At 54.1% G+C, this 25,220-nt stretch carries 19 protein-coding genes; 16 read left to right on the top strand and 3 right to left on the bottom strand.

Going from position 1 to position 25,220, the window contains the following annotated elements:
- The first annotated feature begins 134 nt into the window (after positions 1-134).
- The 4 genes from ACN0XZ_RS10100 to iolE are packed head-to-tail and all read left to right on the top strand — an operon-like array spanning position 135 to position 5,617.
- Entirely contained in the window at positions 135-947 is an 813-nt protein-coding gene (locus tag ACN0XZ_RS10100) for a 5-deoxy-glucuronate isomerase (protein ID WP_417457630.1), read from the top strand.
- Complete coding sequence (locus ACN0XZ_RS10095; protein WP_417457629.1) at positions 944-2,884, top strand: bifunctional 5-dehydro-2-deoxygluconokinase/5-dehydro-2-deoxyphosphogluconate aldolase; 1,941 nt, start codon at positions 944-946, stop codon at positions 2,882-2,884. The genes ACN0XZ_RS10100 and ACN0XZ_RS10095 overlap by 4 nt, the downstream gene beginning before the upstream one ends.
- Positions 2,881-4,725 carry a 3D-(3,5/4)-trihydroxycyclohexane-1,2-dione acylhydrolase (decyclizing) gene (iolD, locus tag ACN0XZ_RS10090; protein WP_417457628.1) on the top strand — a complete coding sequence of 615 codons (1,845 nt, stop codon included), beginning with the start codon at positions 2,881-2,883 and terminating at the stop codon, positions 4,723-4,725. Before ACN0XZ_RS10095 ends, iolD begins: the two co-directional genes overlap by 4 nt.
- Positions 4,718-5,617 (top strand): myo-inosose-2 dehydratase, encoded by a 900-nt coding sequence (iolE, locus tag ACN0XZ_RS10085; RefSeq protein WP_417457627.1) that lies wholly within the window; start codon positions 4,718-4,720, stop codon positions 5,615-5,617. Before iolD ends, iolE begins: the two co-directional genes overlap by 8 nt.
- A 15-nt stretch (positions 5,618-5,632) precedes the next feature.
- Here iolE and ACN0XZ_RS10080 read toward each other — a convergent pair whose 3' ends face one another.
- Complete coding sequence (locus ACN0XZ_RS10080) at positions 5,633-6,772, bottom strand: Gfo/Idh/MocA family protein (RefSeq protein ID WP_417457626.1); 1,140 nt, start codon at positions 6,770-6,772, stop codon at positions 5,633-5,635.
- A 154-nt stretch (positions 6,773-6,926) separates the two neighbouring features.
- On the opposite strand from ACN0XZ_RS10080, the gene ACN0XZ_RS10075 reads away from it, so the two are divergent.
- The 3 genes from ACN0XZ_RS10075 (at position 6,927) to ACN0XZ_RS10065 (ending at position 10,842) form a co-directional block, all read left to right on the top strand.
- On the top strand, positions 6,927-7,787 hold the full coding sequence (locus ACN0XZ_RS10075; protein WP_417457625.1) for a MurR/RpiR family transcriptional regulator: 861 nt from the start codon (positions 6,927-6,929) through the stop codon (positions 7,785-7,787).
- Between the two features lie 138 nt (positions 7,788-7,925).
- Complete coding sequence (locus ACN0XZ_RS10070; RefSeq protein ID WP_417457624.1) at positions 7,926-9,545, top strand: solute:sodium symporter family transporter; 1,620 nt, start codon at positions 7,926-7,928, stop codon at positions 9,543-9,545.
- A gap of 19 nt (positions 9,546-9,564) precedes the next feature.
- Positions 9,565-10,842, top strand: coding sequence for a metallophosphoesterase (locus ACN0XZ_RS10065; protein ID WP_417457623.1), 1,278 nt, complete (start codon positions 9,565-9,567; stop codon positions 10,840-10,842).
- Between the two features lie 51 nt (positions 10,843-10,893).
- On the opposite strand, the gene ACN0XZ_RS10060 is transcribed toward ACN0XZ_RS10065, so the two are convergent.
- Positions 10,894-12,444: a tetratricopeptide repeat-containing sulfotransferase family protein gene (locus ACN0XZ_RS10060; RefSeq protein WP_417457622.1), complete on the bottom strand. Its 1,551-nt coding sequence runs from the start codon at positions 12,442-12,444 to the stop codon at positions 10,894-10,896.
- 348 nt (positions 12,445-12,792) lie between these two features.
- Here ACN0XZ_RS10060 and ACN0XZ_RS10055 point away from each other — a divergent pair, with 348 nt between their 5' ends.
- The 9 genes from ACN0XZ_RS10055 (at position 12,793) to ACN0XZ_RS10015 (ending at position 23,451) form a co-directional block, all read left to right on the top strand.
- A complete protein-coding gene (locus tag ACN0XZ_RS10055) occupies positions 12,793-15,285 on the top strand; it encodes a TonB-dependent receptor (RefSeq protein WP_417457621.1) in 2,493 nt (830 codons plus the stop codon).
- A 290-nt stretch (positions 15,286-15,575) separates the two neighbouring features.
- On the top strand, positions 15,576-17,315 hold the full coding sequence (locus tag ACN0XZ_RS10050) for a 7TM diverse intracellular signaling domain-containing protein (protein ID WP_417457620.1): 1,740 nt from the start codon (positions 15,576-15,578) through the stop codon (positions 17,313-17,315).
- 22 nt (positions 17,316-17,337) lie between these two features.
- The gene (locus ACN0XZ_RS10045; protein WP_417457619.1) at positions 17,338-18,213 is read left to right on the top strand and encodes a patatin-like phospholipase family protein; all 876 of its coding nucleotides are present in this window, start codon (positions 17,338-17,340) and stop codon (positions 18,211-18,213) included.
- Positions 18,214-18,328: 115 nt separating this feature from the next.
- A complete protein-coding gene (locus ACN0XZ_RS10040; protein WP_417457618.1) occupies positions 18,329-19,570 on the top strand; it encodes a cytochrome P450 in 1,242 nt (413 codons plus the stop codon).
- 49 nt (positions 19,571-19,619) lie between these two features.
- Positions 19,620-20,231 (top strand): hypothetical protein, encoded by a 612-nt coding sequence (locus ACN0XZ_RS10035; RefSeq protein ID WP_417457617.1) that lies wholly within the window; start codon positions 19,620-19,622, stop codon positions 20,229-20,231.
- The gene (locus ACN0XZ_RS10030; protein ID WP_417457616.1) at positions 20,228-20,803 is read left to right on the top strand and encodes a hypothetical protein; all 576 of its coding nucleotides are present in this window, start codon (positions 20,228-20,230) and stop codon (positions 20,801-20,803) included. The genes ACN0XZ_RS10035 and ACN0XZ_RS10030 overlap by 4 nt, the downstream gene beginning before the upstream one ends.
- Positions 20,803-22,242, top strand: a complete 1,440-nt coding sequence (locus ACN0XZ_RS10025) for a Dyp-type peroxidase (protein ID WP_417457615.1) — start codon at positions 20,803-20,805, stop codon at positions 22,240-22,242. Before ACN0XZ_RS10030 ends, ACN0XZ_RS10025 begins: the two co-directional genes overlap by 1 nt.
- Before the next feature lie 63 nt (positions 22,243-22,305).
- Complete coding sequence (locus ACN0XZ_RS10020; protein ID WP_417457614.1) at positions 22,306-22,719, top strand: DUF3703 domain-containing protein; 414 nt, start codon at positions 22,306-22,308, stop codon at positions 22,717-22,719.
- Positions 22,720-22,794: 75 nt separating this feature from the next.
- Positions 22,795-23,451, top strand: a complete 657-nt coding sequence (locus ACN0XZ_RS10015; RefSeq protein ID WP_417457613.1) for a response regulator — start codon at positions 22,795-22,797, stop codon at positions 23,449-23,451.
- Here the strand turns inward: ACN0XZ_RS10015 and ACN0XZ_RS10010 are convergent.
- Positions 23,448-25,220 (bottom strand): ATP-binding protein, encoded by a 1,773-nt coding sequence (locus ACN0XZ_RS10010; protein ID WP_417457612.1) that lies wholly within the window; start codon positions 25,218-25,220, stop codon positions 23,448-23,450. The genes ACN0XZ_RS10015 and ACN0XZ_RS10010 overlap by 4 nt on opposite strands.

Genomic DNA, 25,220 nt, shown 5'->3' with positions numbered 1-25,220 from the left:
AAAATATACAAAACAGAATTAAAATTCTTGACCTATTGTTAAAATAGAATAAATATTTCTTTTCGTAAATGGTTATTATGTAAATGCGTCGTCCGGCATTCTAGCATGGGCGAAGGTCTACTGGGGAGGGGCTCATGTTTGAGCATGTCACGAACCACCGGGAAGGTTTCGGGATGGGCTATACGACCATCACCGATCACACAGAAGCGTCGGAGCCAACGGGCATCGGCGTGGCTGTCTGGCGTTTTAAGGCGGGCGAGAGCACAAGCGTGCTATTCGAGAATGAATGCGCCTGGCTGTTGATGGACGGCAAAGTGAAGCTTTCGGTTGACGGGGATGTGTTTACGTGGTCGCGCGCGTCGCTTTTTGACGAGCATCCTTCCTGTGTGCATGGCGCGAAGGGCGTGCGCCTTGAGGTTACGGCAGAAACGGATGCTGAGTTCACGATCTACCAGTGCGACAATGAAGCCAAGTTCCCGACCGAAGTATATGAGCCTGATGCCGGTGTTGATGAGCCGCGCGGCAAGGGGCAGGTTGGTGGCACATGCCTTCGTTTTGTGCGCACGATTTTTGACGATACAAACTCGTCGCCCAACGCGCAGCTTGTGCTGGGTGAAGTGATCACTATGCCGGGCAAATGGTCATCCTACCCGCCGCATCACCATGCGCAGCCGGAGATTTATCATTACCGCTTCACCGACCCGCGGGGTTGGGGGCATGGTGAACTTGAGGACGATGTGCTCAAGATCCGCCCGTATGACAGCGTACGCATCATGGACAAGAAAACCCATGCGCAGGTCGCGGCCCCCGGCTACGGCATGTATTACGCCTGGGTTATCCGGCACCTGCCGGACAGCCGTTACGGCATTCCGCATTTTGTAGAAGAGCATGCATGGACCATGGATGCCGATGCCGAGTTCTGGCAGCCCAAAGGGATCAAGTTATGAGCAGGCAGAAAAGCCTCGATGTGATCTGTATGGGGCGTGCCGGGGTTGACCTTTACGGTGAACAGATCGGTGGGCTTCTTGAGGATATGGGCAGTTTCGCCAAATATATTGGCGGATGCCCGGCCAACATTGCTGTCGGCACTGCCCGTATGGGGCTTAAAAGCGCCCTCCTGAGCCGGGTTGGTAATGAGCATATGGGCCGCTTCATTCGCCAGACGCTTGAGGCGGAAGGCGTGGATACAAGCCATCTGCATACCGACCCATCCCGCCTCACGGCGCTTGTGTTCCTGGGTATCCGGGACCGCGAGACATTTCCCCTCGTGTTTTACCGGGAAAATTGCGCCGATATGGCCCTGTGTGTGGATGACTTTGACCCAGATTTTATCGCGTCGGCCAAGGCGCTGGTGGTGACCGGCACCCACCTGTCCAAGCCGGGTGTACGTGCGGCGAGTTTTAAGGCGGCAGAATATGCGCGTGCGGCGGGCACCAAGGTTGTGTTTGACATCGATTATCGGCCTGTACTCTGGGGTTTAACCAATCCGGGGCTTGGCGAAGAACGTTTTGTGGCGAATGAGGGTGTGAGCAAAAGTGTGGCGGAGATGCTGCCACACTGTGACCTGATCGTCGGCACGGAAGAAGAATTTCATATCGCGGGCGGTTCGACCGACACGATCACAGCGCTGAAGGCGATCAGGCGGGTGACAGACGCGGTGCTGGTGCTCAAACTTGGGCCAGACGGCTGCACCGTGTTTGAAGACGAAATCCCGGCGGACGAGACCGACTATGACATCCACGCCGGTTTTCCGGTTGAGGTGTTTAACGTGCTGGGGGCAGGGGATGCCTTCATGTCAGGCCTGCTGCGGGGATATATCAAAGGATTGAACTGGGCGGAGAGCTGCCAGCTTGCCAACGCGTCGGGCGCGCTTGTGGTGTCACGCCATGGCTGTGCCCCTGCGATCCCGAGTTATGAGGAAGCACGCTACTTTATCGCGCACGGCAGCCAGCATCATGCGCTCAGGCATGACCAGTTGCTGGAGCAGCTTCACTGGTCCACAACCCGCGAGCGGGATTTTGCCGAGGTTCTGGCTTTCGCATTTGATCATCGCAAACAGCTTGAAGATATGGCGCTTGAGGCAGGCCGTGGGCCGGAGGCGGTGGATGCGTTCAAACTTCTGTGCATTGCGGCGTTTGAGCGCGCGAAAGCAAAATATCAGGATAGGGGGCTTGGCATCCTGTGTGATGGGCGGCTTGGGCAAACAGCGCTGGACCGCGCAAGCGGGCAGGGTATCTGGATTGGACGCCCGATTGAATATCCCGGCTCGCGCCCACTGACATTTGAGGGCGGCGCAAGCCTGATGCAAACGCTTCGCGAATGGCCACAGGAACACTGCGTGAAATGCCTGGTGTTCTATCACCCCGATGATGACGAGGCGCTGCGTGAGGCGCAGGAGCAGGCGCTGCTCCGCCTGATGGCGGCGGCGCGCGCAACCCGCCATGAACTGCTGGTGGAGGTTATTCCGCCCGCCGATATGGTACGGGCCGACAATACCGTGCAGGTGGTTATGGAACGCCTGTATGACATCGGCATCTACCCCGATTGGTGGAAACTGCCGACGCCCCTGTCGGAAACGGAATGGCAGTTGCTAGCCGGTACGATTGAAAGCCGGGATGCTCACTGCCGGGGTATCGTGCTTCTGGGCCTTGATGCACCCGAGGCTGACGTGATGGCGGCAATTGACGCTGCCGCCCACCACAAGATTTGCAAAGGCTTTGCCGTTGGACGCACTATCTTCGGGGATGCCGCGCGGGCATGGCTTAAGGGCAGCTTCAGCGATGATGAGGCGGTCGGGCAGATGACGGAGCGTTATGGCCGCCTGATTGAATGCTGGATCGCGGCGCGAGAAGACGCTTTGGGAAGACAGAAAGCAAGCGCATGACAACAATACGTTTAACAACAGGTCAGGCGCTCGCCCGCTATCTGGCCGCGCAGATGGTGGATGTGGACGGCGAGTGCATGCCCATGTTTGCCGGTGTTTTTGCCATCTTCGGTCACGGTAATGTAGCGGGTTTTGGTGAAGCGCTTTCGCAAGTGCAGGACGTGCTGCCCACCTATCGTGCGCATAATGAGCAGGCGATGGCTCACACAGCTATTGCCTACGCCAAAGCAACCCGCCGCAGGCAAATGATGGCCTGCACAACCTCGGTTGGACCGGGTGCCACCAACATGGTGACAGCTGCGGCGCTCGCGCGTGTGAACCGCCTGCCGGTGTTGTTCCTGCCCGGTGATACTTTCGCCAACCGCAGGCCAGACCCCGTACTACAGCAAGTTGAGAACCCCCAAAGTCCTCTTGATGTCGCGAACGACTGTTTCAGGCCAGTGAGCCGGTATTTTGACCGCATTACCCGGCCTGAGCAGTTGATCACCAGCCTGCCACAGGCGATGCGTGTGCTCACGTGCCCCGCTGATTGTGGCCCGGCCACAATTTGTTTGCCGCAGGATGTGCAGGCTGAGGCGTATGATTTCCCCGAAGCGATGTTCGAGCCGCAGGTACACCGGTTGCGCCGCCAAGGGCCAGACGCGCATGAGCTTGAACGGGCTGTGGATATGCTGGCGAATGCCAAGGCTCCGCTCATTATTGCGGGTGGTGGCGTGAGATATAGTGGTGCGGAGGCGGCGCTGATTGCGCTCGCTGAGCACCGGGGCATACCGGTCGCGGAAACGCAGGCTGGCAAGGGCAGCCTTTCCTGGTCCCATGAGCTGAATGTGGGCGGTGTTGGCGTAACCGGCACCGCTGCTGCCAATGACTTTGCCCGTGAGGCAGATGTGGTGCTGGCCGTTGGTACCCGCCTTGCGGATTTCACGACCGGCTCACGCTCCCTGTTTGAAAACCCGTCCGCGCGCATCATTAATTTGAATGTGGCGTCGTTCGATGCGGTGAAACACCGCAGCGTGCCACTTGTCTCTGACGCACACCTCGGGCTCGAAAGCCTGAGAGTCGCGCTGGAGCCGTGTGAAGGTGCACGCACAAAAGCCAAAGAGAGACGCGCTCAATGGGCGCAAGTCACCGAGAAGGTGACATCACCGGATACCCGCCCGCTGCCATCTGACGCGCAGATTTTGGGCGCACTTAACCGTGCGGTGGATGCGCGCGACGTAATTGTCGCCGCAGCGGGCGGGTTACCGGGTGAACTGCACAAACTTTGGCAGGTGAAAGCGCCAGGCACCTATCATCTGGAATATGGCTTTAGCTGCATGGGCTACGAGATCGCCGGTGGCCTTGGGGTCAAGATGGCGACCCCAAGCAGCGACGTGTTTGTGCTGGTGGGCGATGGCTCCTACCTGATGATGAACTCTGAAATCTCAACATCGATCCTGATGGGACAGAAGCTGATCATCATGCTGGTTGATAACGGTGGCTACGGCTGTATCAACCGGCTGCAGGGCGGTACCACAGGGCGGTCGTTCAACAATCTGTTTGAAAGCGGCACCCGCACAGACGGGGAGCGGCCGTTAATTGATTTTGTCGGGCATGCCCGGTCTATGGGGGCGCTGGCCGAAAAGGTATCTTCCCTTGGTGATCTCGCCGCCGCTGTGCGCCGCGCCAAAGTGGCGGATAAAACAAGTGTTATTGTCATGAGTGCGGACCCTGCCGTCAGTACGGAAGAAGGCGGCCATTGGTGGGATGTGCCAGTGGCTGAAACATCTGACCTGACGGGGGCGGATGACCGACTGGCAACCTACCAGGGCGCAAAAGGAAAGCAAAAAATAGATGGGTAATTTAGTACGTATCGGCACCAACCCGATTGCATGGTCAAACGATGATATGCGGGAGTTGGGGGGTGCTACGCCACTTGATGTGTGCCTGAGTGAGGCCGTTGAAGCTGGATATCAGGGTATTGAGCTTGGGCATAAGTTTCCGCGCGATGCTAATGTGCTTGCACCGATACTCAAAGGGCACGGTATTGAACTTATCTCAGGCTGGTATTCGTCTGAGCTTTTAAGCCGTTCTGTCGACGAAGAGATCATCGCGCTTGAGCCGCATCTGTCGCTCTTGACAGCCATGGGCTGTGATGTGGTCGTCTGGGCAGAGACAAGTGGCTGTGTGCACGGTGCCAAAGATACGCCTTTGTCTGATCGTCCCGTGATGAGGGAGGAAGACTGGCCGGTGTTTACCGCACGTCTGTCTGAAATTGCAGCCCACGTGAAACGACGCGGTCTCACGCTCGCCTACCACCACCACATGGGGACGGTGATTGAGACAGAGGCTGAGGTTGACCGCCTGATGGCTGAGACGTCAGATGATGTCGGCCTGCTTTTGGATACAGGGCATTTGACCTTCGCAAGCGGTGATCCGCTTGCTGTTGCCAAACGCCATGCCAGCCGTATCGCCCATGTGCACTGTAAGGATGTACGCCTGAGCGTGCTTGCAGATGTGAAAGCGTCCAACAGCAGTTTCCTGAGCGGTGTGGTGGACGGTGTGTTCACTGTGCCAGGTGACGGTGATGTGGATTTCCCCGCGGTGCTTAAGGTCGTGGCGGAGGCTGGCTATAGCGGTTGGCTTGTGGTTGAGGCTGAACAGGACCCTGCAAAAGCTAACCCGCTTGAATATGCCCGTATGGGCTATGCCTCCCTTGAAGCTTATGCCCGTGAGGCGGGATTTGCGCTCTAGAAGATGATTGGGCGCCTACAGGCGCCCGATATCCAACCAGCAACGCTGTTCTGCGGATGCGACCCAGGTGTCAATCACCCGTTCAATGTCTCGCGCGGTATAAAGGTCCACGGGCACGTCGGCACCGCCTGCGATAGCCTTCATTAAACGGTTAACCTCAATGATTTTGAGGTCATTATACCCAAGGCCATGGCCCGGCGCGGGGCAGAAGGCCGCAAAGTCAGGACAGTTGCCATCCACAAGGATGGTTTTGAAGCCTGCGCGGCCTTTTGGGGCGCTCGTCTCATACAGCCGGAGTTCATTCATGCGTTCCTGATCAAACTCAAGGCTTGCTTTTGTGCCGACAATTTCGAAGGCGAGGCCTTGCTTTTTGCCAACGGCAACTCGGCTCGTCTCGATCATGCCCATGGCGCCAGACGCAAAGCGCACGATGGCCTGAGCCTGATCTTCATTCTCTACGGCTTTCATGGTGCCGGTTGCGTCTTTCCGCTCTGGCACCACAAGGTCTGTATCACCGCAGAGCGAAGCGATGGGGCCTATAAGGTGCATGGCCATGCTGATGATATGCGAGCCCATATCGCCCAGTGTGCCCGTGCCAGACGCCGCTTTTGAACAGCGCCAGCTGAAGGGTACAGATGGGTCCGCCATATAGTCTTCATTATGGCGCCCACGGAAGTGTACAATCTGGCCAAGCTCGCCCGCCTCTATCATCTCTTTTGCGACGCTGATCATGGGGTTGCAGAGATAGTTGTAGCCCAGCATATGCACAAGGGGTGCGGTGCCTTTTGGGCGGGCTTCATAAGCCTTGATAATCTCGTCTGCCTCAGGCGTATCGAGGGCTAATGGTTTTTCCACATAAACATGTTTGCGCGCTTCAATGGCCGCGATCGTCATTTCTTTATGCAGCGCATTAGGCGTTGCGATAGCGATAATATCGATCTCATCGTTGGTGAGCAGGCTGCGCCAGTCCCCGGTGGCGTGCCGGAAGCCAAGGGCCGCAGCTGCGTCTCTAGCGCGGGCATCGTTCACTTCAGCCAAGGTGTGGCAAATGGGTTTAAGCGGTCCGCCAAAAACCGCGTTGTGCGCCTGATAGGCGATAGCATGTGTTTTGCCGATGAAGCCGCTGCCAATCAGCCCAATCCTAATGTCCTGCATAGTGATCCTTCCCAAGGTAGTCGCATGGCAGATTTTGGGGCGCTTAAGGAATATATATTCCGCATTGGAAATTTGCATTCCTTTTCTTTTAGTTCTGGGTATAATTATTTCGCGGAAGGACATTTCAGGCAGGATAGAGGGAGCTTGGGGCTTTATGGCAAAGACGGAAACCCGTGCGGATTACAGTTTTGACGAGTTTAATACCGTTCTTGCGGGGCGTTTCGATGGGCTCAGCAAACAGCTTAAAAAGATCGCGCGCTTCATTCTGGATAACCCGGTCGATACAGCGCTTGATACGGCGGCGGAGATTGCATCCCGCCTTGAGGTGCAACCCTCAAGCCTGATCCGGTTTGCGCAAGCGCTCGATTTTGAAGGTTTCTCTGAAATTCAGCGTATCTTTCGCAGTAATCTGGTGCAGCAGTTGCCGGGCTATTCGGCCAACTATTCGGACCGTATCGAAAAACTGAAGGAAGGTGCGTCTGAGAACCCGGGTGGTGCTCACCCCATCCTCAATGTGTTTCTGGAGGCCAACCGCGACGCACTTACGAGCTTGCAAAGCGAGGTTTCAGCGCCACGGCTTGACGAGGCAATCGCTACCATTCGGGCCGCCAAAAATATCTATATTCTCGGTCAGCGGCGGTCGTACCCGGTTGCCAGTTATCTCTACTATATGATGCGCAATCTGGACATGCGCGCCTTCCTGCTTGACGGTGTAGGCGGTAACCTGATCGAACAGGCGCGCCTTATTGGTGAGGGGGATGTGCTTGTTGTGGCTACCTTCCCCAACTATGCGGATGAGGTGATCAGTGTGGCACAGCAGGCGCGCGAAGCAGGCGCTAAGGTGATTGCCATGACCGACAAGCTCGTGAGCCCCGTGGTTAAAATCAGCGACTGTTATTTCCTGACCGACAAGGTAACGGTCAGCGGTTTCCGCACAATCACGGGTACCATGTGTCTAGCGCAAGCCCTCGCTATCGGCCTTGGGCTGGATAGCGAACAGATCGCACGCGGCTAAACAGACACGGCCTTTATCCCCACGTTTCAGAATTGAAATGTTGACATTGCGCAGAAAAAGAATAAATATTCTGAAAATAAGGTCTAATAAAATATAAATTCTTTAACGAGCACAAAGCTCTCTGGGGAGGGGGTATTTATGTTGGCTCTGGTGACATTCGTCGGCTTTACCGCACTTGTGGCGGCAATCGCCTACTGGAAAACCAAAGACGATAAAATGAACACGTCGGACGCCTATTTTCTGGGTGGCCGGTCGTTAACGGCCTGGGTGATAGCGGGCTCTCTCATGCTGACCAACTTGTCGACCGAACATCTGGTTGGCCTCAACGCGGATGCTTTTAATCATACGATTGCCGTTATGGCGTGGGAAACAACCGCCGCGCTCGCGATGGTGGTGACAGCGCTTTATTTCCTGCCGCGCTACCTGAAAAGCGGGCTAACCACCATCCCTGAATATCTGGCGAACCGGTTTGATGAGCAGACACGGATCATTGCTTCGCTTTTGTTCCTATTCTCCTACGTGATTGCGATACTGCCTGTTGTATTGCTGTTTGGCGCGGCGGGGCTTGAAAGCTTGTTTGATGTCTCAGCCACCTTCGGGATCAGCAAAAATGCTGCCACCTGGATGATGGTCTGGGGTGTGGGCACCCTTGGTTCACTATACGCGATCTTTGGTGGGCTTAAGGCTGTCGCAATCTCCGATACAGTCAACGGTGTAGGTTTCCTGATTGCGGGCCTCCTCGTGCCGATACTGGCGCTCATAATGGTGGGCGACGGCGATATGTTTGCGGGGCTCAACAAAGTGTATACGGCTGAGCATCCCAAGTTTGATATCACAGGTGATGAGCCCGGCTCTTTCCTGCCATTTGGCGTTTTGTTTACCGGTATGATCGTGAACCAGATCTTCTTCTGGTGTACCAACCAGTCCATCGTGCAGCGCGCATTGGGCGCGAAGAATCTGGCAGAGGGGCAGAAGGGCGTACTGATCGCGGCATGCTTCAAGCTTATCGGGCCCTTCATCATCGTGCTGCCGGGTGTGATCGCCTTTCATATGTTCAAGGGGGAGATCGGCCGGGAAGACTATCTGATGGCTTACCCGATGCTGGTGAAAACGGTATTGCCTGATGCGCTCGTGGGTTTCTTTGCTGCCGTGATGGTGGGCGCGGTCCTCAGCACGTTCAATAGCGTGCTCAATAGCTCAGCCACCCTGTTTAGCCAGGGCATTTATCGTGGTTTCATCAACCCGGATGCAGACGGGCAGGCGCTGGTGCGTAGCGGCCGGTATTGCAGCATTGCGCTCGCGCTGGCGGCAATGGCATTTGCGCCGCTGATTGATACGAGCGGTAGCCTGTTCAACTATCTGCAAAAAATCAACGCGACATTTTTTGGCCCGATGCTGGCGGTAATTTTGCTGGGCATGACCACGCGTTATGTCTCCGCCTATGCCGCCAAGGTGGGCATGGTGCTGGGGCCGGTGATTTTTTACCTTCTGGTCTTTGCTTTTGGTGACAGCGTGCAGGCCTTTGCCCAAAACCTCCTTGGTACAACCGATGAGATTCACTTCCTGCACTTCCTCGCGCTCGTGTTCATCCTTACCAGCATCTTGATGGTGGTGATCAGCAAACTACGCCCGGTGCAAGAGCCTTATCAGGAAGTCTATACCAAGGCCGTGGACATCACACCTTGGCCGCACGCCAAAAAGGCCGGTGCGACGATCTCGATTGTCACAATTCTCTTTTATGTGCTGCTGGCACAATAAACCTGAACGGGAGATGGTTATGTATAAGTTTAAACCCCTAATGGCTGTGGCAGCTGCCGCACTTCTTGCCAGCACAGCGTGTGCGCAAAACGACGAAGCGGCGGGTAATGCAGCTGGCGATAAAACCATCTCCTTCCTCGCGTTCGGGGATAGCGGGTATCATTATGGCTACCAGAAGAAAAGCCTGTGGGAAGAGCCTTTCCGGACTTTGGAATCGTTTGAGGCGGATTATCGGAAGGACTGGGCTGAGGATCAGAAAAACCCTTCCGAGTTTCAGATGCCTTCGCTCTATTTCCATCCGGAGATGGGCGGTTATATTATGCGAAGCGGTCAACGGCCGGTGGCGGACGCCATGCTGGCTTACTGCAAAGTAAACGCATGCGAGTTTGGCATGATGCTCGGTGACAACATCTACCCTGACGGTGCCACGATGGGGGCAGATGGCATCAGTGACGAGAAGCGTTTTGAGGATATTTTCACCATTCCTTACAAAGGACTTGGGGCGGATGACCCTGACTTCCGTATCTACACGGCGCTTGGCAACCACGACTGGCACACATCGCGCGAAGGTGCGATGGCTCAGGTCGACTATATGGAAAAATCTGACCAGTTTTATATGGACGGCATCTTCTATAGCGTGAAGCCACCTTCAGCAGGCGGTGACGTGGAAATTTTTGTCATCGATACTGAGGTGATGCTCTCTGGCCTTGGCTACCCTGAGGCAATTTTGAACCCGGATGGCAGCGAGAAAAAAGGCACAGGCCCGGATGACATTGATGAATGGGCGAAACCCGCCAATGAGGGCGAGCGCAATATGGCGGCTTGGCTTGAGGAAGGGCTTAAAAACTCAACCGCAAAATGGAAGTTTGTGATTGGTCACCACCCACTGTGGTCAACTGGTGGTTCAAAGTTTGAGCAAGGGCGTGCGCTCAGGAAGGTGCTACTGCCTATGCTTTGTGACTATGCGGATGCCTATTTTGCGGGCCATGAACATTCGCTTGAGATACACACCGATAGCTGCGAGACCACACCAAATGGCCGCACGGAAGAGCCCTTGTTGCATGTGCTTTCCGGTGCTGCGTCCAAGGAGCGGTCTACCCACAATAAGTTCGCAGCCTATCAGGCCAAAGCGTACCCGCAGCAAACTGCCCATTATATACGTGGCATGATCTGGGGTTTTTCCCATATAGAGCTGAAAGGTGACGAGGGTGTACTTCGTATGATCTCAACACCGACAGATAGTTCCGGCACGCCTTATGTTGAGTTTGAGATGCCTTTCAAGCATCGCTCACACTAGAGCTTTGATGCGTAACAGATTAACGGCCCCGGCGACTGTGCGGGGCCGTTTTTATGTGGCGAGGTCACCCAGTATTGCTTTTAGTTTATCGAGGCCTTGGCCATATTTTTTCCACCGGTCAATGGAGCCCGAATACAGCGGCTGCCTGACCTGAACCGAGCTTGCCGTTGAGACGGGCATTTCATTTTCATGGAAGCGCATGCAGGCCTCATTCCAGCTCAAGTCACAGAAGTCGAGCAGCCGACGTGTCTGGTTTTCCTGATCAAAAACAATATCTTCGTAAGCGACTTCCATAAAACGCTCCGGGGGAAGTGTGGCGCGCCAATGGGTGATCAGGTCATCAAATTCACGGTAGAACCGAGCCGTGTTCTCAAGGTCGAAGGTATAATTATAGTAGGAATACTGAGTAGAGAAGAGCTGGCGGTAGTTGCTGAGGCAGCTATCCATGGCGCCGCGCCTCAACACAATGAAGCGTGCGTTTGGCAACGCCTGGTGAATAAGTCCGGCATAGAAAAAATTAAGCGGCATCTTGTCTGTCAGGCGGTGCGCGCCGCGTGAGAGTGCCTTTGTGCTAGCCATATAGCTGTGCCCAATGGGCGCGAGGTCGAGCGATGCCGCCTGCTGCATGGTTTCGGCGTCCAACACCGTGTTGCTACCGGTTTTTGTCATGGTTTTTATGAGCGCTGCGAATGTGTTCAACTCACCCGCTGCCGTAACGTCTGGATGCGATGAGATGATTCTGTCCACCAGGGTTGTGCCGGTGCGCGGAAGGCCCGTGACGAAGATGGGGGCACTATCGCTGTGGTCGCCACTTTCAGTGCCCGTTTTCGCCGTGGTTTTTGCCGCAGCGAATAACTTGGATTGTGCCCCCGCATCGACCGGATAGCGTTCCCTGTTGATGGTTTTTGCGCGCTCTAGCCAGATGAGACTTTCATCATAGTCCCCCAAATCCTCATGAGTTTTGGCGATGGCGTGCCCAATGTGCAGTGCCGCGTCACCATCTGCCTTGTGGGCCTCGAATATGGTGAGGAGCGTGTCGAGTTGGTTACCGTCAGCTGTCTGTTTTTCAAGCGCCACGAGCCCGGTGTAGGCCTTGAAAAAGCCAGGCTCACGGGCGAGCGTGGCACGGTATGCCTCTTTGGCTTCATCAAACCGGCCGGAGAACTGAAGTGATGAGCCAAGGTTGTAGTGAAAGTTTGCTGGCTTTGGGTTGAGCCTGATTGCGGTTTCAAAGAAGGGTATGGCGCGCTCATGAAAGCCCGCGCGACTGAAAACAACACCAATGGTGTCTGCCGTTAGTGGATCGGAAATTTTCAGGCTCGCGGCTTTTTCCGCCGCCTCTCTCCCCTCATTCTGGCGCCCTAGAACTGACCGAACCTGCGCTATGGCGGCCCAATATTGTGCCTCTTCAGGCGCAAGCTTGGTCGCGCGCGCGTATAGCTCCTCCGCCTTTGCGTAATTACCGTGGTCAAAAGCCAGAACACCAAGCGCATGATAGGGTCTGGGGTCACTCACGTTGGCACGGATCATCTCCATACACAGCGTGTGGCCTTCGCGGTATTGCTTCGCGTACATCATGCGCAGTGCTTCGGTCAAAGTCACCTCTTCGTTCCAAGTCTTTGAATCAGTAGCATATTAAGGTTGCTCTGATTTTGTATGCAGTGAAGGGCGCCTCACGCAACGACTTTTTCTAGAAAGAGAAGGAGGGATCTAAACTGGGAGTAGAACCATCGTCCTAAACCTGTGCCATTTTTGTTACAATTTTAGAATAAACCACCCAGCAACGTTGCTGAGATAAGTTTCTTTATTTGTGGAAACACGGAAATGAGATTGTCTCAAGGGTAGCGGCAAAAAATATTCAATAAGCCGCCGAAAAGATCGCTCGAGAAAAATAAAGCAGCGTGGGGGCTGCTCCAAGTGGCCTGAGGGTCGATAATACGGAGGAAACTCATGATCTTTGATCACGCTATGACAGGCATACAGCGAAAACAGGATACAAGAGCACGGTTTATGTGCGGCGCGGCAACCAGCCTCGCTCTTATGGTGACAGGGACAAATGTCGCCAGTGCACAAGACGGTCAAGACACAGAAGCGGCTTTCGCTATTGATGAAATTGTGGTTACAGCGACCCGTCGCGCCGGGACGGTTCAAGACGTGCCTATCAATATTTCTGCCGTTGGTGGCGCCCAAATTGAAGAGCAAGGCTTCACCGATATCTCTGACGTTCTGGCCTATGTGCCGGGCATTAACGTCGTGGACCGCGGCGGTCGGAACGGTAACCGGATCATTGTGCGCGGCCTTAATGCTGATGCTCTGGGTCAGGGCTCTGCAAGTGATGGCGGCGGAACGGTCGCAACCTATCTTGGTGAAATTCCGATCTATATTGACCTGAAACTGAATGACCTTGAGCGCGTTGAAACGCTGCTTGGGCCACAGGGCACGCTTTATGGTGCTGGTACGCTTGGCGGTGCCATCCGCTATATCCCAAACAAACCAGACTTTAATGAAATGTTGCTCGAGGTGCGGGCTGACGCCTACATGACCCAGAAGAGTGACGGTGTGAGCGAAGATGTTGGCTTTACCATTAACCTGCCAATCTCTGACACCTTTGCTATTCGCGGATCGCTTGATTACCTGAACGACAAGGGCTTCATCGACTATCCGTTTGTTGTGAAGAATATCGGCGTTTCCGAGCCTGACCCGGATTTCTCAAGTGAGACCGATAAAGCGGCGAACTTCAACCCAGCGAAGGACGTAAATGGGCAGGAAGCACTCTCTGGCCGTGTGGCAGCGAGGTGGCAGCCGACCGACCGGATTGATGCAACGCTCACCTACTATTTCCAGAACAGTGACAACGAAGGCCGCACAACCAGCGGGCATCGTGGCCCTGTGCCTGCGGGACGCTACGAATCCCCAAGCCGGGTGCTTGAACCCAACGAGACAGAGAACGAACTGCTCGCGCTTGAGATCACGGCAGATCTCGGCTTTGCAGAGCTAACTTCTGCCTCGGGTGTTGGACGCTACCGTGAGAATGGCCAGCGTGACCAGACTGACCTGCTTATCAGCCTTGAATACTCCTACGAGACATTCCCGACGTTCACGGCTTACACTTTCGAGGACGAGAAAAGCACTTTCTTTAACCAGGAAGTACGCCTCGTGTCCAAAGGGGAGCACGACTATAACTGGATTATCGGCGGTTATTATAACAAGTTGAATACCAAGGGTATTTCGGCTGAATATACGCCGGGTTATGCTGCTTTTGCAGGCTTCGATCGCCCTGATGATCTGGAATATTTCTCTTCCAATACAGGACGCCTTGTTGAGAAGGCCGTGTTTGGTGAGTTTGGCTATGACATCACGGACCGTTGGCAGGTCACCGTTGGTGGGCGGTATTTCGAGTATAAGCTAGAGACTTCTGCCGAGATTGACTTTCCGCTCTTTGACCCGGATTTCACCATTCCGGACTTTGATGGCCTCTCTGACCGGCCATTTGATCCGACAGCGGGTCAGGAAGACAATGGCACTTTGTTCAAGATCAACACATCTTATGAGTTGAACGATGATGCGCTTGTATATGCGACTGTTAGCCAAGGCTACCGGATCGGTAACTCAAATGGCATCGGGCAATGCGAGGCGTTTGACCCTGATAAGCAACAGGGTGCCTGTGCGTTGGCTCAAGGCCAGGTTTATAATGAAAACGGTGATACGGCCGAGTTTGACGAGCTTGCTTTTGGCCCGGACAAAACCACCAACTATGAACTTGGTTTGAAGACCGCGTGGCTTGATGGTGCCCTGACGCTCAATACCGCGCTCTATTATGTGAAATGGCAAGACCCGCAGTTGGGCTCAGCGACGGTAAACGCAAGTATTCCCATCACCATCAACGCGACTGGTGCCGTTTCCAAAGGCTTTGATTTCAGCGGTAACTGGCGGGTGACGGACCAGTTCCGTCTTCGTGGTTCCTTCAGTTACACCAAGTCTGAGCTTACGGCTGATGTGCCGTCGCTCATTCGCACCATTACCCCTCCGGGTTTTGGCTCCGCGTTTGTTGACGGTAAGGACGGCGACAGGCTTCCGGGCTCGCCTGAGGTGCAATTCTCCATGTTCGCGTCCTATGATCAGCCGCTTAGCAATGGCAATGCACTGCACTATAACCTTGGCTATGCCTACCAGGGCGATGTGCTGTCGCGCACCGGTGGTCGTGGCAACGGCTTGACGTTGGACTCCTTCGGGGTCGCCAATGCGTCGGTGGTCTATGACGCTGAGGATTGGGCACTCACAGCTTATGTTAACAACCTCTTCAACGAGTTTGGCGAAACAGGCGTTCAATCATCCCGCCTCTATAACCAGACCGTGAGTGGCGCGAGTGTGCGGTCGTTCCAGACAACGGTATTGCGTCCGCGGTCATTTGGCTTACGCCTGACCTACCGTTTCAGCGGTTAGCGCTGGACCTCAACCCGCTTTTATAGATGCGGTATATGAAGATATGGAAAGCCGGGCTTTTGCCCGGCTTTTTATTTGTCCTGCTGCTGACGCTTGAAAGTGAAGAGTTTTCAGTCTTAGCGTCTCGGTGCCACGATCTGTACCTCGATGCTATTCAAAAAAAGGGGAGCGTTTTGCCACTTTTTTGCTAGCATGCGATGAGGTGATCTCGGTGGGGGTATCAGATTTCGGATGAGGTCGGTTTCAGTTCGGGGTGGTATTCGCCCGCTATAAAGGTGCGGTAAGCGGTTATGGCAGTTGTGAAACTGACGCGAGCGTTGGTGTTGCTCGTTCTGATTATAATGGCGCGGCCCGCCTTGGCAAGGGCGCCGCTTGACGTTGAAACTTCACCTACCGAGGTAAACCTCACGCCTTATCTGGAAGTCTATGAAGACCCTTACGCTCGTTTTGGTGTTGAAGACCTCAGGCACGATAGTTTCAATGCGCAGTTTGAACCCCTAAAGCGAGAAAGTGCCAACTTTGGCTTCTCAAGCTCAGACTGGTGGGTGCGATTTTCGGTCAGAAACAGCGGCGACCGCTACCAGAACCTGACATTCAAGTTGGACTATCCTCTTCTTGATCATGTGGATGTGTGGGTTCTGTCTGGTGGGCGTGTTATTCGGACTTGGGAAACCGGGAACCGGCAACCTTTCAGTTCACGCGCGGTCGAGCACCGTGACTTTCTGTTTCCCCTTGCGCTGGCAGGTGATGAAGAACAGACAGTTTACTTGCGGGTTCGAACCAAGGGGCCGGTGAATATCGGACTTACGCTTTTTGGCCACAACACTCTCCTTCCGACCATTGAGCTTGAATACATGGTATTTGGCGCATATTTCGGCGGTTTCATACTGCTCGCGCTTTGCATATCGCTCCTCTATCTGATGGACCGACAGGTTGCGTTTCTCTATTACCTGACTTATATCGTCAGCTACAGCAGCTATATGATGGCCTTCAATGGCTTGGCGTTTCAGTATCTGTGGCCAGAAGCACCGGAGTTTGGGCAAATCAGCCGACCCATTTTGCTGACGCTCTCAATCATTTTCCTCTTGCAGTTTTGTCGTTCGCTTCTTGGTATAGAGCGGGTGTCGGCTTTCCTGCACCGCTGTGTAACCGGCCTTCAGTGCGTGCTCGTTGGTGTTCTCATCGCGGTGCCGGTTGTGGGCTACGGCGTGTTGGTTGAGCCGCTCGCAATCTTCCTGCTACTGGCGCTTGTGCTGGTGCTGGCGATGGGGCTTGTTGCGCATATGAAAGGCGAGCCAGCCGCCAAATATTATTTGTGGGCATGGTCGGTCTTCCTGGGCGGAGTATTCATATATCTTTTGAAAGTGTTTGGTGTCCTGCCGCACAATTTTGTCACCCACTATGGTTTCCAGATAGGTTCTTTTTTCGAGTTCGTGTTCCTTTCCATTGCGCTTGGCGTAAGGGTGAGAGAGTTGCGCATCCAATCCAACGTGGATGGCTTGACCGGGCTTGCCAATCGTCGTCATTTCGACAGGGAACTGACAAGCGAGTTCAGATTGAGCGACCGGCCCGAGGCGGAGCTTTGTCTGATGGTTCTGGACGTTGACCATTTCAAAGATTTCAACGACAAACATGGACATCCGGTTGGCGATAAAGTGCTGAAAGAGCTGGCCCTGGTTCTCAAGAAGCAGATACGCAGGCCCGGAACAGCCTTTCGCTATGGTGGCGAGGAGTTTGCGGTTCTGTTGCCCCGAACCGATCTAGACGAAGCCCGTGTGCTGGCTGAGCGACTACGCACCCGTATCAGCAAAGACGTACCCTTCGATGATGTGACGGTCAGTATCGGTGTGGTTAGCCGCCGGGATGGCAGCTTTGATAGCTCAGCCGAATTTTTCAACGCAGGCGACAAGGCGCTCTATCTGGCCAAAAACACAGGCCGAAACCGTGTGGCCATATATCGGACGGGCATGAAAAGCTTCGTGGATGCAAGGCAAGTCAGCCCTGTCACTGGTGGTGGCGAGGCTGGATAACGCAGCGACAAAAGGGGGCTATGTGTTCGAAAATCTCGTGTTTGAAGGCGGTGGAGTGCGAGGTGTGGCCTATGCCGGCGCGCTAAAGATGCTGGAGGAGCGAGATATTCTTTCCGGTGTGCGGGGGGTTGCAGGGGCTTCTGCCGGTGCATTTGCCGCGCTTGTCTTAAGCCTTGGCGGGACGGCAGACAGCCTCAGTGAAGCGCTTCGTTCTATCCACTTCAAGACACTTGAGGACCAGCCCAATCCGCTTCGGATTGGGACCCATTATGGGCTCTATAAAGGCGATGTGCTTTATAGTTGGATTGCTCGACAGGTAACCGGACTGGGCCTCCCAGAAAGTTTGACATTTGAAGAGCTTGCGACGCGGGGAAGGCGTGACCTCAGGGTGTTTGCAACAGACCTTACTACCTGCAATACGCGGGAATTTTCCGCGCGTCATACACCTCATGCTCCCGTCGTGGGTGCCGTGCGGGCCTCGATGTCGATCCCGCTGATGTACGCTGCCTGGCAATTCCCGGATAGTGAACCGGATGATCACATCTATGTGGATGGCGGTGTCGCTTACAACTATCCGATTGGTGCATTCGACGAGGTTGGCGTTATTTCAAGCACGCTCGGGTTCCGTTTTGTAACAAGTGGTAGCCATAAGAGAGATGTTGATCATCAACCGCACAATTTTTTTGAGTATGCCAAAAATTTGTTTGCGACGGTGATGAAGACACAAACCATTGATTTTGAGCAAGACGCCGAGCAGGTCAGCCGCAGTGTTTTAATTGATGATCTTGGGTTTAAAGCGACTGATTTGGGCCTTTCAGATGATGATTTTGATCGGCTCTACGCGTCAGGATATCAGGCGACAGGTCGATATCTGGATGGCGCCGCACGGTGCGGGTAGGAGACGATGGAGGCTGGACGGCGGTATGTTGCTTGGATAGTCTCACAACTTAGTGGTGTCAGATCTCTGGGGGCAGGGATCATACGGGTTCATGTATGCAAGGGGGGACGAGTGTATGACAAAACCTTCAGGGGCCGCCAAAACTTTCAGCCTGACTAACCAACGACCAGGGCCGGTGGCCCAATTTTTCGTCACTCTACTTGTGCGAAAACTTATTCCCTTTGTATTCGGTGTTTTGCGGCGATTTGCCCCTGTGTTTCGTTTTCCCTTCACCAACACGGTAATAGTAACGAGCTTCGACCATGTGCAGGAAGTATTCTCGCGGCAAAAAGACTTCCCGGTTCCCTACCAGAAGCAGGTTGACCTGCTGGATTGGAAGCCAACTTTCCTGCTCGCCATGAAAGATACACCGGCCTATTGGGAAACGCTCGAACAGGTCAAAAAACTGTGGTGCGCTAGTGATCTTGATTTTGTGCGTCAGATTGCCCGTGATGTCAGCGAAAACCGGCTGGAAAAAGCAGGTGGGCGTATTGACGCCATTCAGGATCTGATGGTGCCAGTAACCGAAGCAGTGATCCAACGGTATTACGGTGTGCCTATCCCTGAGGATGCGAGGCAACCTTTCTTTGACGGCTGTATGCATGTGGCGGGTTTTTTGTTCGGCTCGCAAACTCTCACTCCCAAATCAACAAAAAGCGCACAGCAGGCGATCTCAGTCGTTTGGCAGGTTATTGATGATGCCATTGATGCGGCTCGCAAAAATCCGCTTCCAGAGAACACCATCATTGGCCGGTGTCATGCCCTCAAGGTGACGGATGACGCACACCTGCGGTCTTACCTGATGGGTATGATCATGGGATACTTGCCTACTAATACTCTCGCGAACGGGCATGCCTTTGACGTGATTTTGAATAGCGCTGATGCATACCGTATCGGGTGTGCTGCGGCTGAGCGCGAAGACCACGATATGATGCTACGTGTGGTGCGGGAGGCGCTGAGGATCAGCTACATCCTGCCGGGGCTGTGGCGCACCACACCTGAGGCGCAGGACTTAGGTATCGGTAGCACCAAAACTTACAAAATTGAAAAAGGACGACTGGTCTACATCTCCGGCATGTCAGCGATGAAGGACCCGCGCCGTATTGAGGACCCTGACAGGTTTGACCCGGACCGGTCCCCCGATGTCTACATGGTCTATGGGCATGGGTTTCACTACTGTGTCGGCGCTGCCATTGCGGATGTCATGATGGAGGAAATATTCACGGCTCTATTGCGCCGGGAGCCAAGGGCCGTGGGCAAGATGGTCTTCAACGGCAATTTCCCTTGGAACCTGAACATCACCTACCGAAATTTGTGAGATAGCCATGCCGCTAGTGCCGACACATTTTAAGGGAAAAGCATTCCCGATGACCGTGATCACACCGGTGCCGCGTGGTTGGAAACGACTGGGCGCGAAGCTGGTGCTGTTCATTTTTAAACATCTGCCGCTCACCATTGTGACCCAACTGGCATTTATTCATTTTGCGCGCTGGATACTGGTGCCGGGCGATGGTTTGCCGCGCCTTGACCCGGAGCAGCCAAAAGAGGATTGGCCGTACGATCTCTATATCTTCACCACGAATTTCAACGGTTCGTGGGATCAGTATATCGATGCCTTTGGGCGGATTAAGTCCGTAAGTAAAGGGCTTAATATGCTGTGGTATACAAGCGCTGGGTTCCCCGGCCCGTGGCCCATGCGCCTTTTCAAACGGTATATTCGTTATTTCGAGTGGCCGCTTGATCTCTACTATAACGCCTATCCCGGGGCGACGGTTCGCGATATCGAGACTGCGGTGCAGCTCGATGGCAAGCTGGAAGCGTTTCTCAAAAACCCCGTTGATGAGATGAGCGATGAGGAGTTTGGCCGTCAATACCGCGCTTTCCTGAACGAGGTTGGGCCATTCCTTGGGTCGACGGGATATGACGCCGCTCCTGTAAACCTTGAGCATCGGGCACGACCGCTGGAGTTGGGCCAATGAGCAAACACAGTTTCCTGACAGCACTCTCGCCTATTGAATATCGCCACAATGATCCCGAAAACCGTATTGCGAGCATGCTTGAGGTAATCTGTGATCATGAGCAGGACGACAGTCCATTTCGTAAATGTCCGATGGTGCATATGGCGCGGCTTCAGATCGTTGACCAGCTGGTGCCGCCAATGGGCGATACGAGCGGTGTGCACCTCAAAACAAAATACCTTCTGTTTGTTGTGGATCTAGACGGCAACAATGATGACTTCCTCGATTGCCTGTACCGCGTTGCGCCTGAGTTTGTACACGCCATATGGGGTAGGTGCCTTGGGTACCCAGCCTATAAGGGCTCCGTCTTTTTCAGGCGGTATATTGCGCGCTGTATGTTCAACAATCCTCTCGGATACGCAGGCTTTCCGCTTAGCGTGCAGGAAACGCTGCGTGTCCTATCCCGCAAGCAAGCACTGGCGAAGTGGGCCTCGGACCATCAGGGGCTTAGCGACGCAGAGCTAAAAGCGGCCTGGCAACGTGACCAAGAGATTCTTGCAAATCCCGATACACCAAACCCCGGAAGTTTCTAATGAGCGCATCAACCAACATCAACACCAAGGATATCCAGGCGCTTGTGAAGGGCATCGGACTTCATTGGCCCAAAGGGCGTTTTTTTTATTGCCGGTTTGACAATGCGGCCGCGGGACGGGCGCTTCTCAGGCATTTATGTCCGCTCACGTCATTTCATGACCTCAAGAGCCACCATAAGCCAGACGTGTGTGTAAACGCAGCGCTCACACACACAGGGCTCGTGGCGCTGGAGCTGAACAATGATCTCCTCTACAGCCTGCCGGAAGACTATCGCGACGGCATGCGTCGACGTGCCAGCATCAATGGCGATATCGGGGTAAGTGCGCCGGCCCAGTGGGAAGATGTATGGGCGAACGGTCAGGTTCATTTGTGGGTTGGGGTTTATGCGCGTGACGAAAAGCTCCTTGAAGATTGGGCTTCCGGCTTTGACCAGTGGATACAGTCAAACGCAGGAATTTCTGTTATTGGCATGCAAGACGTCTCACGTGTTGTGTCATCACCGGAGGTGCCGGTTTATATAGACGATGCAAAAAGCCAGCCCGAGAAGCCCGTATTGTTGGAACATTTCGGCTTTCGTGACGGTATGGGTAATCCGCCCATTGAGGGCCTTTCGGACAAGCACATCAAAGGCAACGGACGTCTGGGTGCGGATGGTGAATGGCAAGCTTTCCCGGCGGGCGAGTTTGTCCTCGGTCATGTGGATACCAATGGTGAGATACCCGTAGCGCCTAAACCGGAGGCATTTGCCCGCAACGGGTCTTTCATGGTGCTGCGGAAATTGGCGCAGGATGTTGATCTGTTTCGGAGCTATATGCAGGGGCAGGCCGAAAAGCTGGGGCAAAACGCTGACGCAATCGCGACCCGCATGGTGGGGCGGCACCGCAACGGCACGCCGCTTATGAACTCGCACGGTGACTATGAGTTTCGCTATGATAGTGACCCAGAGGGCAGGGTGTGCCCTATGGGGTCTCACGTCAGACGCACAAATCCACGTGATAGTTTCGGGGCTGATTTTGGCTCTCTTCTTGTTGACCGGCACCGCATTCTCCGCCGCGCGATCACCTACGGCAAACTGGTGCCAACGGGCGAAAGTCAAGTGGAGGTGAATGGCGATGACGGGCAGGGCATCATGTTTATTGTGCTGAACGCGAGCATTTCACGCCAGTTTGAGTTTGTGCAGCAGCAGTGGGTGAACTACGGCAACGACTTTAATCAGGGCAATGATCGAGACCCAATTGTTGGTACACGGGTTGGGGCCGATAAGATGGTCATTCCTGGTGACACTGGCGCTGAGCGCGAGACAGTGATCTGTAATGAACTCCAGCAATTTGTTCGCTGCCGTGGCGGAGAGTATTTTTTCCTGCCAAGCCTTAGCGCTTTTGAAGCGTTGTCGAGCGACGCATGTGACTGGAGGCAAGGGAACGAAATGCCCGCTTGACCTTGAACCATGCTCCGGGGTGTAGGCTTATAGGATGCAGGGTCATGACCGGGAGGTGGGAAGGTGAACGAGTTAGCAAAAACAGCTTTCAATGCTGCGATGACAGAGGCACGAAGCGCCTACCGCTCAGGTGATTATGATGCATGCTTTCAACAGTTGAAACGGGCGCATATTCTTGGCCAACGGCATCTAGTGCGACATTGGGTGTCTCATTGGTGGATGTTAAAGGTTGGACTGAAAACGCGGGACAGGCGAGAGGTTTTTGGTCAGTTGGTGCGGCTTCTGGCTGTTATCCCCGGTTTTCTTGTAGGGTGGGTGCCTATCGGGAACACGGGTGCTGCGGAGGTCTCTGCACTTCGCCCAATGCCGCTACCTTATGACTTGAGCCAAACTTTAGGTGATATTAGCCTGCTGCGGGATGTTCTTGTCCGCATAGCACTCTTGGTTATCGTTTTCTTATTGCTGGTAATTATGTGATCCACCGGGCTTGATCATTGAACAGACAACCGCCTATAAAGTTTGCACGGGGTACGCAGGCAGCAAGGCATAAAATTGGACGCAGAAATAAATATCGCGGTCCTCGATGATCACCGCATGTTTCTGGAAGGTGTATCCATGCTTGTCGGGGGCATGGATAAAAACTATTCCGTCCATAACTTTCATGTGCCTATTGAGCTATTGAATGCACTGGAAACTGGCCAGAAGTTTGACCTGATCATTTGTGACCTAATCATGGATCAAATGAATGGCCTGGCGTTTGTAACCGCCGCGCGCAGCTACACAAAAAAAATCCCTATTTTAATGTTGTCGGGTATCAACACGTCGCCTCCTGTGGCGGAAATGATAAGTTTGGGTGCCAACGGTTTTGTGCACAAGTCTTCTGGCAATGAAACCTTGGGGGAGGCTGTACAGTGCCTGCTTTCCGGTAAGCGCTATTTTGGTGACTTTGAGGCTGATCAGAACCACCCTGCATCGACTGCGGAGGATGACGACGGATTTTTGATGTCAGAACCGTTGCCAACACTCGGGAAGCGCCAGCTTGAGGTGCTGAAAATGATTGCGCATGGTGCCTCAAACAAAGAGATATCCAATACGCTCAAGATAAGTGAAAACACGGTGAAAAGTCATCTGAAGCAGATTTTCATTGCCTTTGGTGTGAACAAAAGAACGGCGTGCGTTCGTAAGGCGCAGACTCTTGGTCTCATTTAGTTGGTTTGGGGTGTCTCGCTCGGCGTACCACCAACCACTCGTTCAATCGTCTTATACAGAAGGCTAGGTTCCACAGGCTTGGCGAGGAAAAGTATTTTTTCATCCGTCATCGTCCGCTGATCAATCTCACTGATAAAACCACCACTCATCAGCACTGCGGGAGTGTCCTCATTCACTTCTTCTCGTAGTCGTGCAATCAGATCAATGCCGCTGTTGCCGGAGCCTAGCATCTTGTCGATCAACAGAAGGTCAGGCATTTGTGGTGTTGCTGCAAGTAGGTCCACAGCGCCGCCGGGCGTGCTTGCGCAGATCACCTGGCAGCCCCAGTCCGTCAGCAGGTTGGACATGCCTTCGCGAATAACTTCTTCATCATCCACAAGAACGACGACCGGTGCCGTTTTAAAGCGCCTAAACTGTGGTAGTGAACCGACCTTCGGCTTGGCTTTGGGCGCGGTATCGATAAGAGGAATTGCAAGCGTAAAAGTGGTGCCCTCGCCCGGTGTGGACTCAACGTTGAGGGTGATATCAAGAAGGTCACAGAGCCGCTTCACAATCGATAGGCCGAGCCCCACACCGGTCCGGCTGCTACCTTCAGTTTCAAGCTGTACATACTCCTCAAATATTCGCTCCTGATCTTCGAGGGGGATGCCAGGGCCTGTGTCACCTATAGTAACGATGGCACTCTCCTTCTCGCGTGTCAGGCTAATCGAGATGGTGCCATGCATGGGTGTGTATTTGATGGCGTTTGAGACAAGGTTGCGAACAGTGCGGTTTAGCAGCACAGGGTCGGTGACAGTTTGAACATCTTCAAAACTGCAGTGTAGGACCTGTTCTTTCTCTGCCATCTGGTCCACGAATTCCGTCACCGTGGTTTGCAGTTCTCCTTTGAGGTCTACCCGCGCCGGGTTGGGGGTCATTGAACCGCTGTCCAGTTGGTTCATGTCCATGAGGCTGCGCAGGAATTGGCTCTGCCGCTCCCATGTTAGTTCAATCTTATCCAGAAGATCATGTTGCGTCTTGTTGGTCAGTTGCTGACGCATCGCCTGAATGAAGTAACCTTGCGCATGAATGGGCTGGGATAAATCGTGGCTGGTAGCTGCGAGAAAGCGATGTCTTTCTTCGTTGACGCGCCTGATAACATCGTTTTGCGCCTTCACCTTCTCCATGAGCGCCTGAGTGTTGCGGGCGGTAATAGTCTCCCGCATATCTAGTTCGGCACGCGCGCTTGTGACCATGCCAAACAGGAAATAAACAAGGGTTGCGAAACCTAGCAAGCGGGTTGGCCATTCCGCATAGATTAAGAAATACAGGGCAACAGGCAGCAGCGAAAATACCGCGAGCCCGATATAGCCAGGCCGGTATGCAGAGTTGGGGAACATGCCCCCGATCGTGATGCTGAACACAAGTATACAGGCGACAAAAATGGTGAGGTATGATGACCAGTCGATCAGATAGATTGCAAATGAGGACCATACCAGCCCAGTGACGCAGCAGATGACGATATGGCCGACCAGATAGGCTTTTACACTTGCCCGTGTAACGCCGCCCGGGGCCACCCACGTGCCGTAAAGGTAAACCACCCCTACCATGGAGCCGCTTGCGACCAGCCACAGAAGCGCTTGCGTGGTGTACCCGGTGAAATAAAGAATGAAGGAGTATGTTGCGATGATGACGAGCACAAACAGGCACGAGGTTACTACCCGTTGCCTCAACAGCGTTGCTTGCTCGACCCTGATGTCTATCAGGTCATATGTGTGCTCTTTCAACAC

This window comes from Kordiimonas sp. (genome assembly GCF_048264555.1).
GTDB lineage: Bacteria > Pseudomonadota > Alphaproteobacteria > Sphingomonadales > Kordiimonadaceae > Kordiimonas.
The sequence above is the reverse complement of the archived record's forward strand: the minus strand, read 5'-3'. Positions and strand labels throughout refer to the sequence as shown.

What these genes read in the sequence shown, in the direction of transcription:
- ACN0XZ_RS10100 (WP_417457630.1), top strand. Translation starts at nt 135, where the DNA reads ATGTTTGAGCATGTCACGAACCACCGGGAAGGTTTCGGGATGGGCTAT.
- ACN0XZ_RS10095 (WP_417457629.1), top strand. Translation starts at nt 944, where the DNA reads ATGAGCAGGCAGAAAAGCCTCGATGTGATCTGTATGGGGCGTGCCGGG.
- iolD (WP_417457628.1), top strand. Translation starts at nt 2,881, where the DNA reads ATGACAACAATACGTTTAACAACAGGTCAGGCGCTCGCCCGCTATCTG.
- iolE (WP_417457627.1), top strand. Translation starts at nt 4,718, where the DNA reads ATGGGTAATTTAGTACGTATCGGCACCAACCCGATTGCATGGTCAAAC.
- ACN0XZ_RS10080 (WP_417457626.1), bottom strand. Translation starts at nt 6,772, where the DNA reads ATGCAGGACATTAGGATTGGGCTGATTGGCAGCGGCTTCATCGGCAAA.
- ACN0XZ_RS10075 (WP_417457625.1), top strand. Translation starts at nt 6,927, where the DNA reads ATGGCAAAGACGGAAACCCGTGCGGATTACAGTTTTGACGAGTTTAAT.
- ACN0XZ_RS10070 (WP_417457624.1), top strand. Translation starts at nt 7,926, where the DNA reads ATGTTGGCTCTGGTGACATTCGTCGGCTTTACCGCACTTGTGGCGGCA.
- ACN0XZ_RS10065 (WP_417457623.1), top strand. Translation starts at nt 9,565, where the DNA reads ATGTATAAGTTTAAACCCCTAATGGCTGTGGCAGCTGCCGCACTTCTT.
- ACN0XZ_RS10055 (WP_417457621.1), top strand. Translation starts at nt 12,793, where the DNA reads ATGATCTTTGATCACGCTATGACAGGCATACAGCGAAAACAGGATACA.
- ACN0XZ_RS10050 (WP_417457620.1), top strand. Translation starts at nt 15,576, where the DNA reads ATGGCAGTTGTGAAACTGACGCGAGCGTTGGTGTTGCTCGTTCTGATT.
- ACN0XZ_RS10040 (WP_417457618.1), top strand. Translation starts at nt 18,329, where the DNA reads ATGACAAAACCTTCAGGGGCCGCCAAAACTTTCAGCCTGACTAACCAA.
- ACN0XZ_RS10035 (WP_417457617.1), top strand. Translation starts at nt 19,620, where the DNA reads ATGACCGTGATCACACCGGTGCCGCGTGGTTGGAAACGACTGGGCGCG.
- ACN0XZ_RS10030 (WP_417457616.1), top strand. Translation starts at nt 20,228, where the DNA reads ATGAGCAAACACAGTTTCCTGACAGCACTCTCGCCTATTGAATATCGC.
- ACN0XZ_RS10025 (WP_417457615.1), top strand. Translation starts at nt 20,803, where the DNA reads ATGAGCGCATCAACCAACATCAACACCAAGGATATCCAGGCGCTTGTG.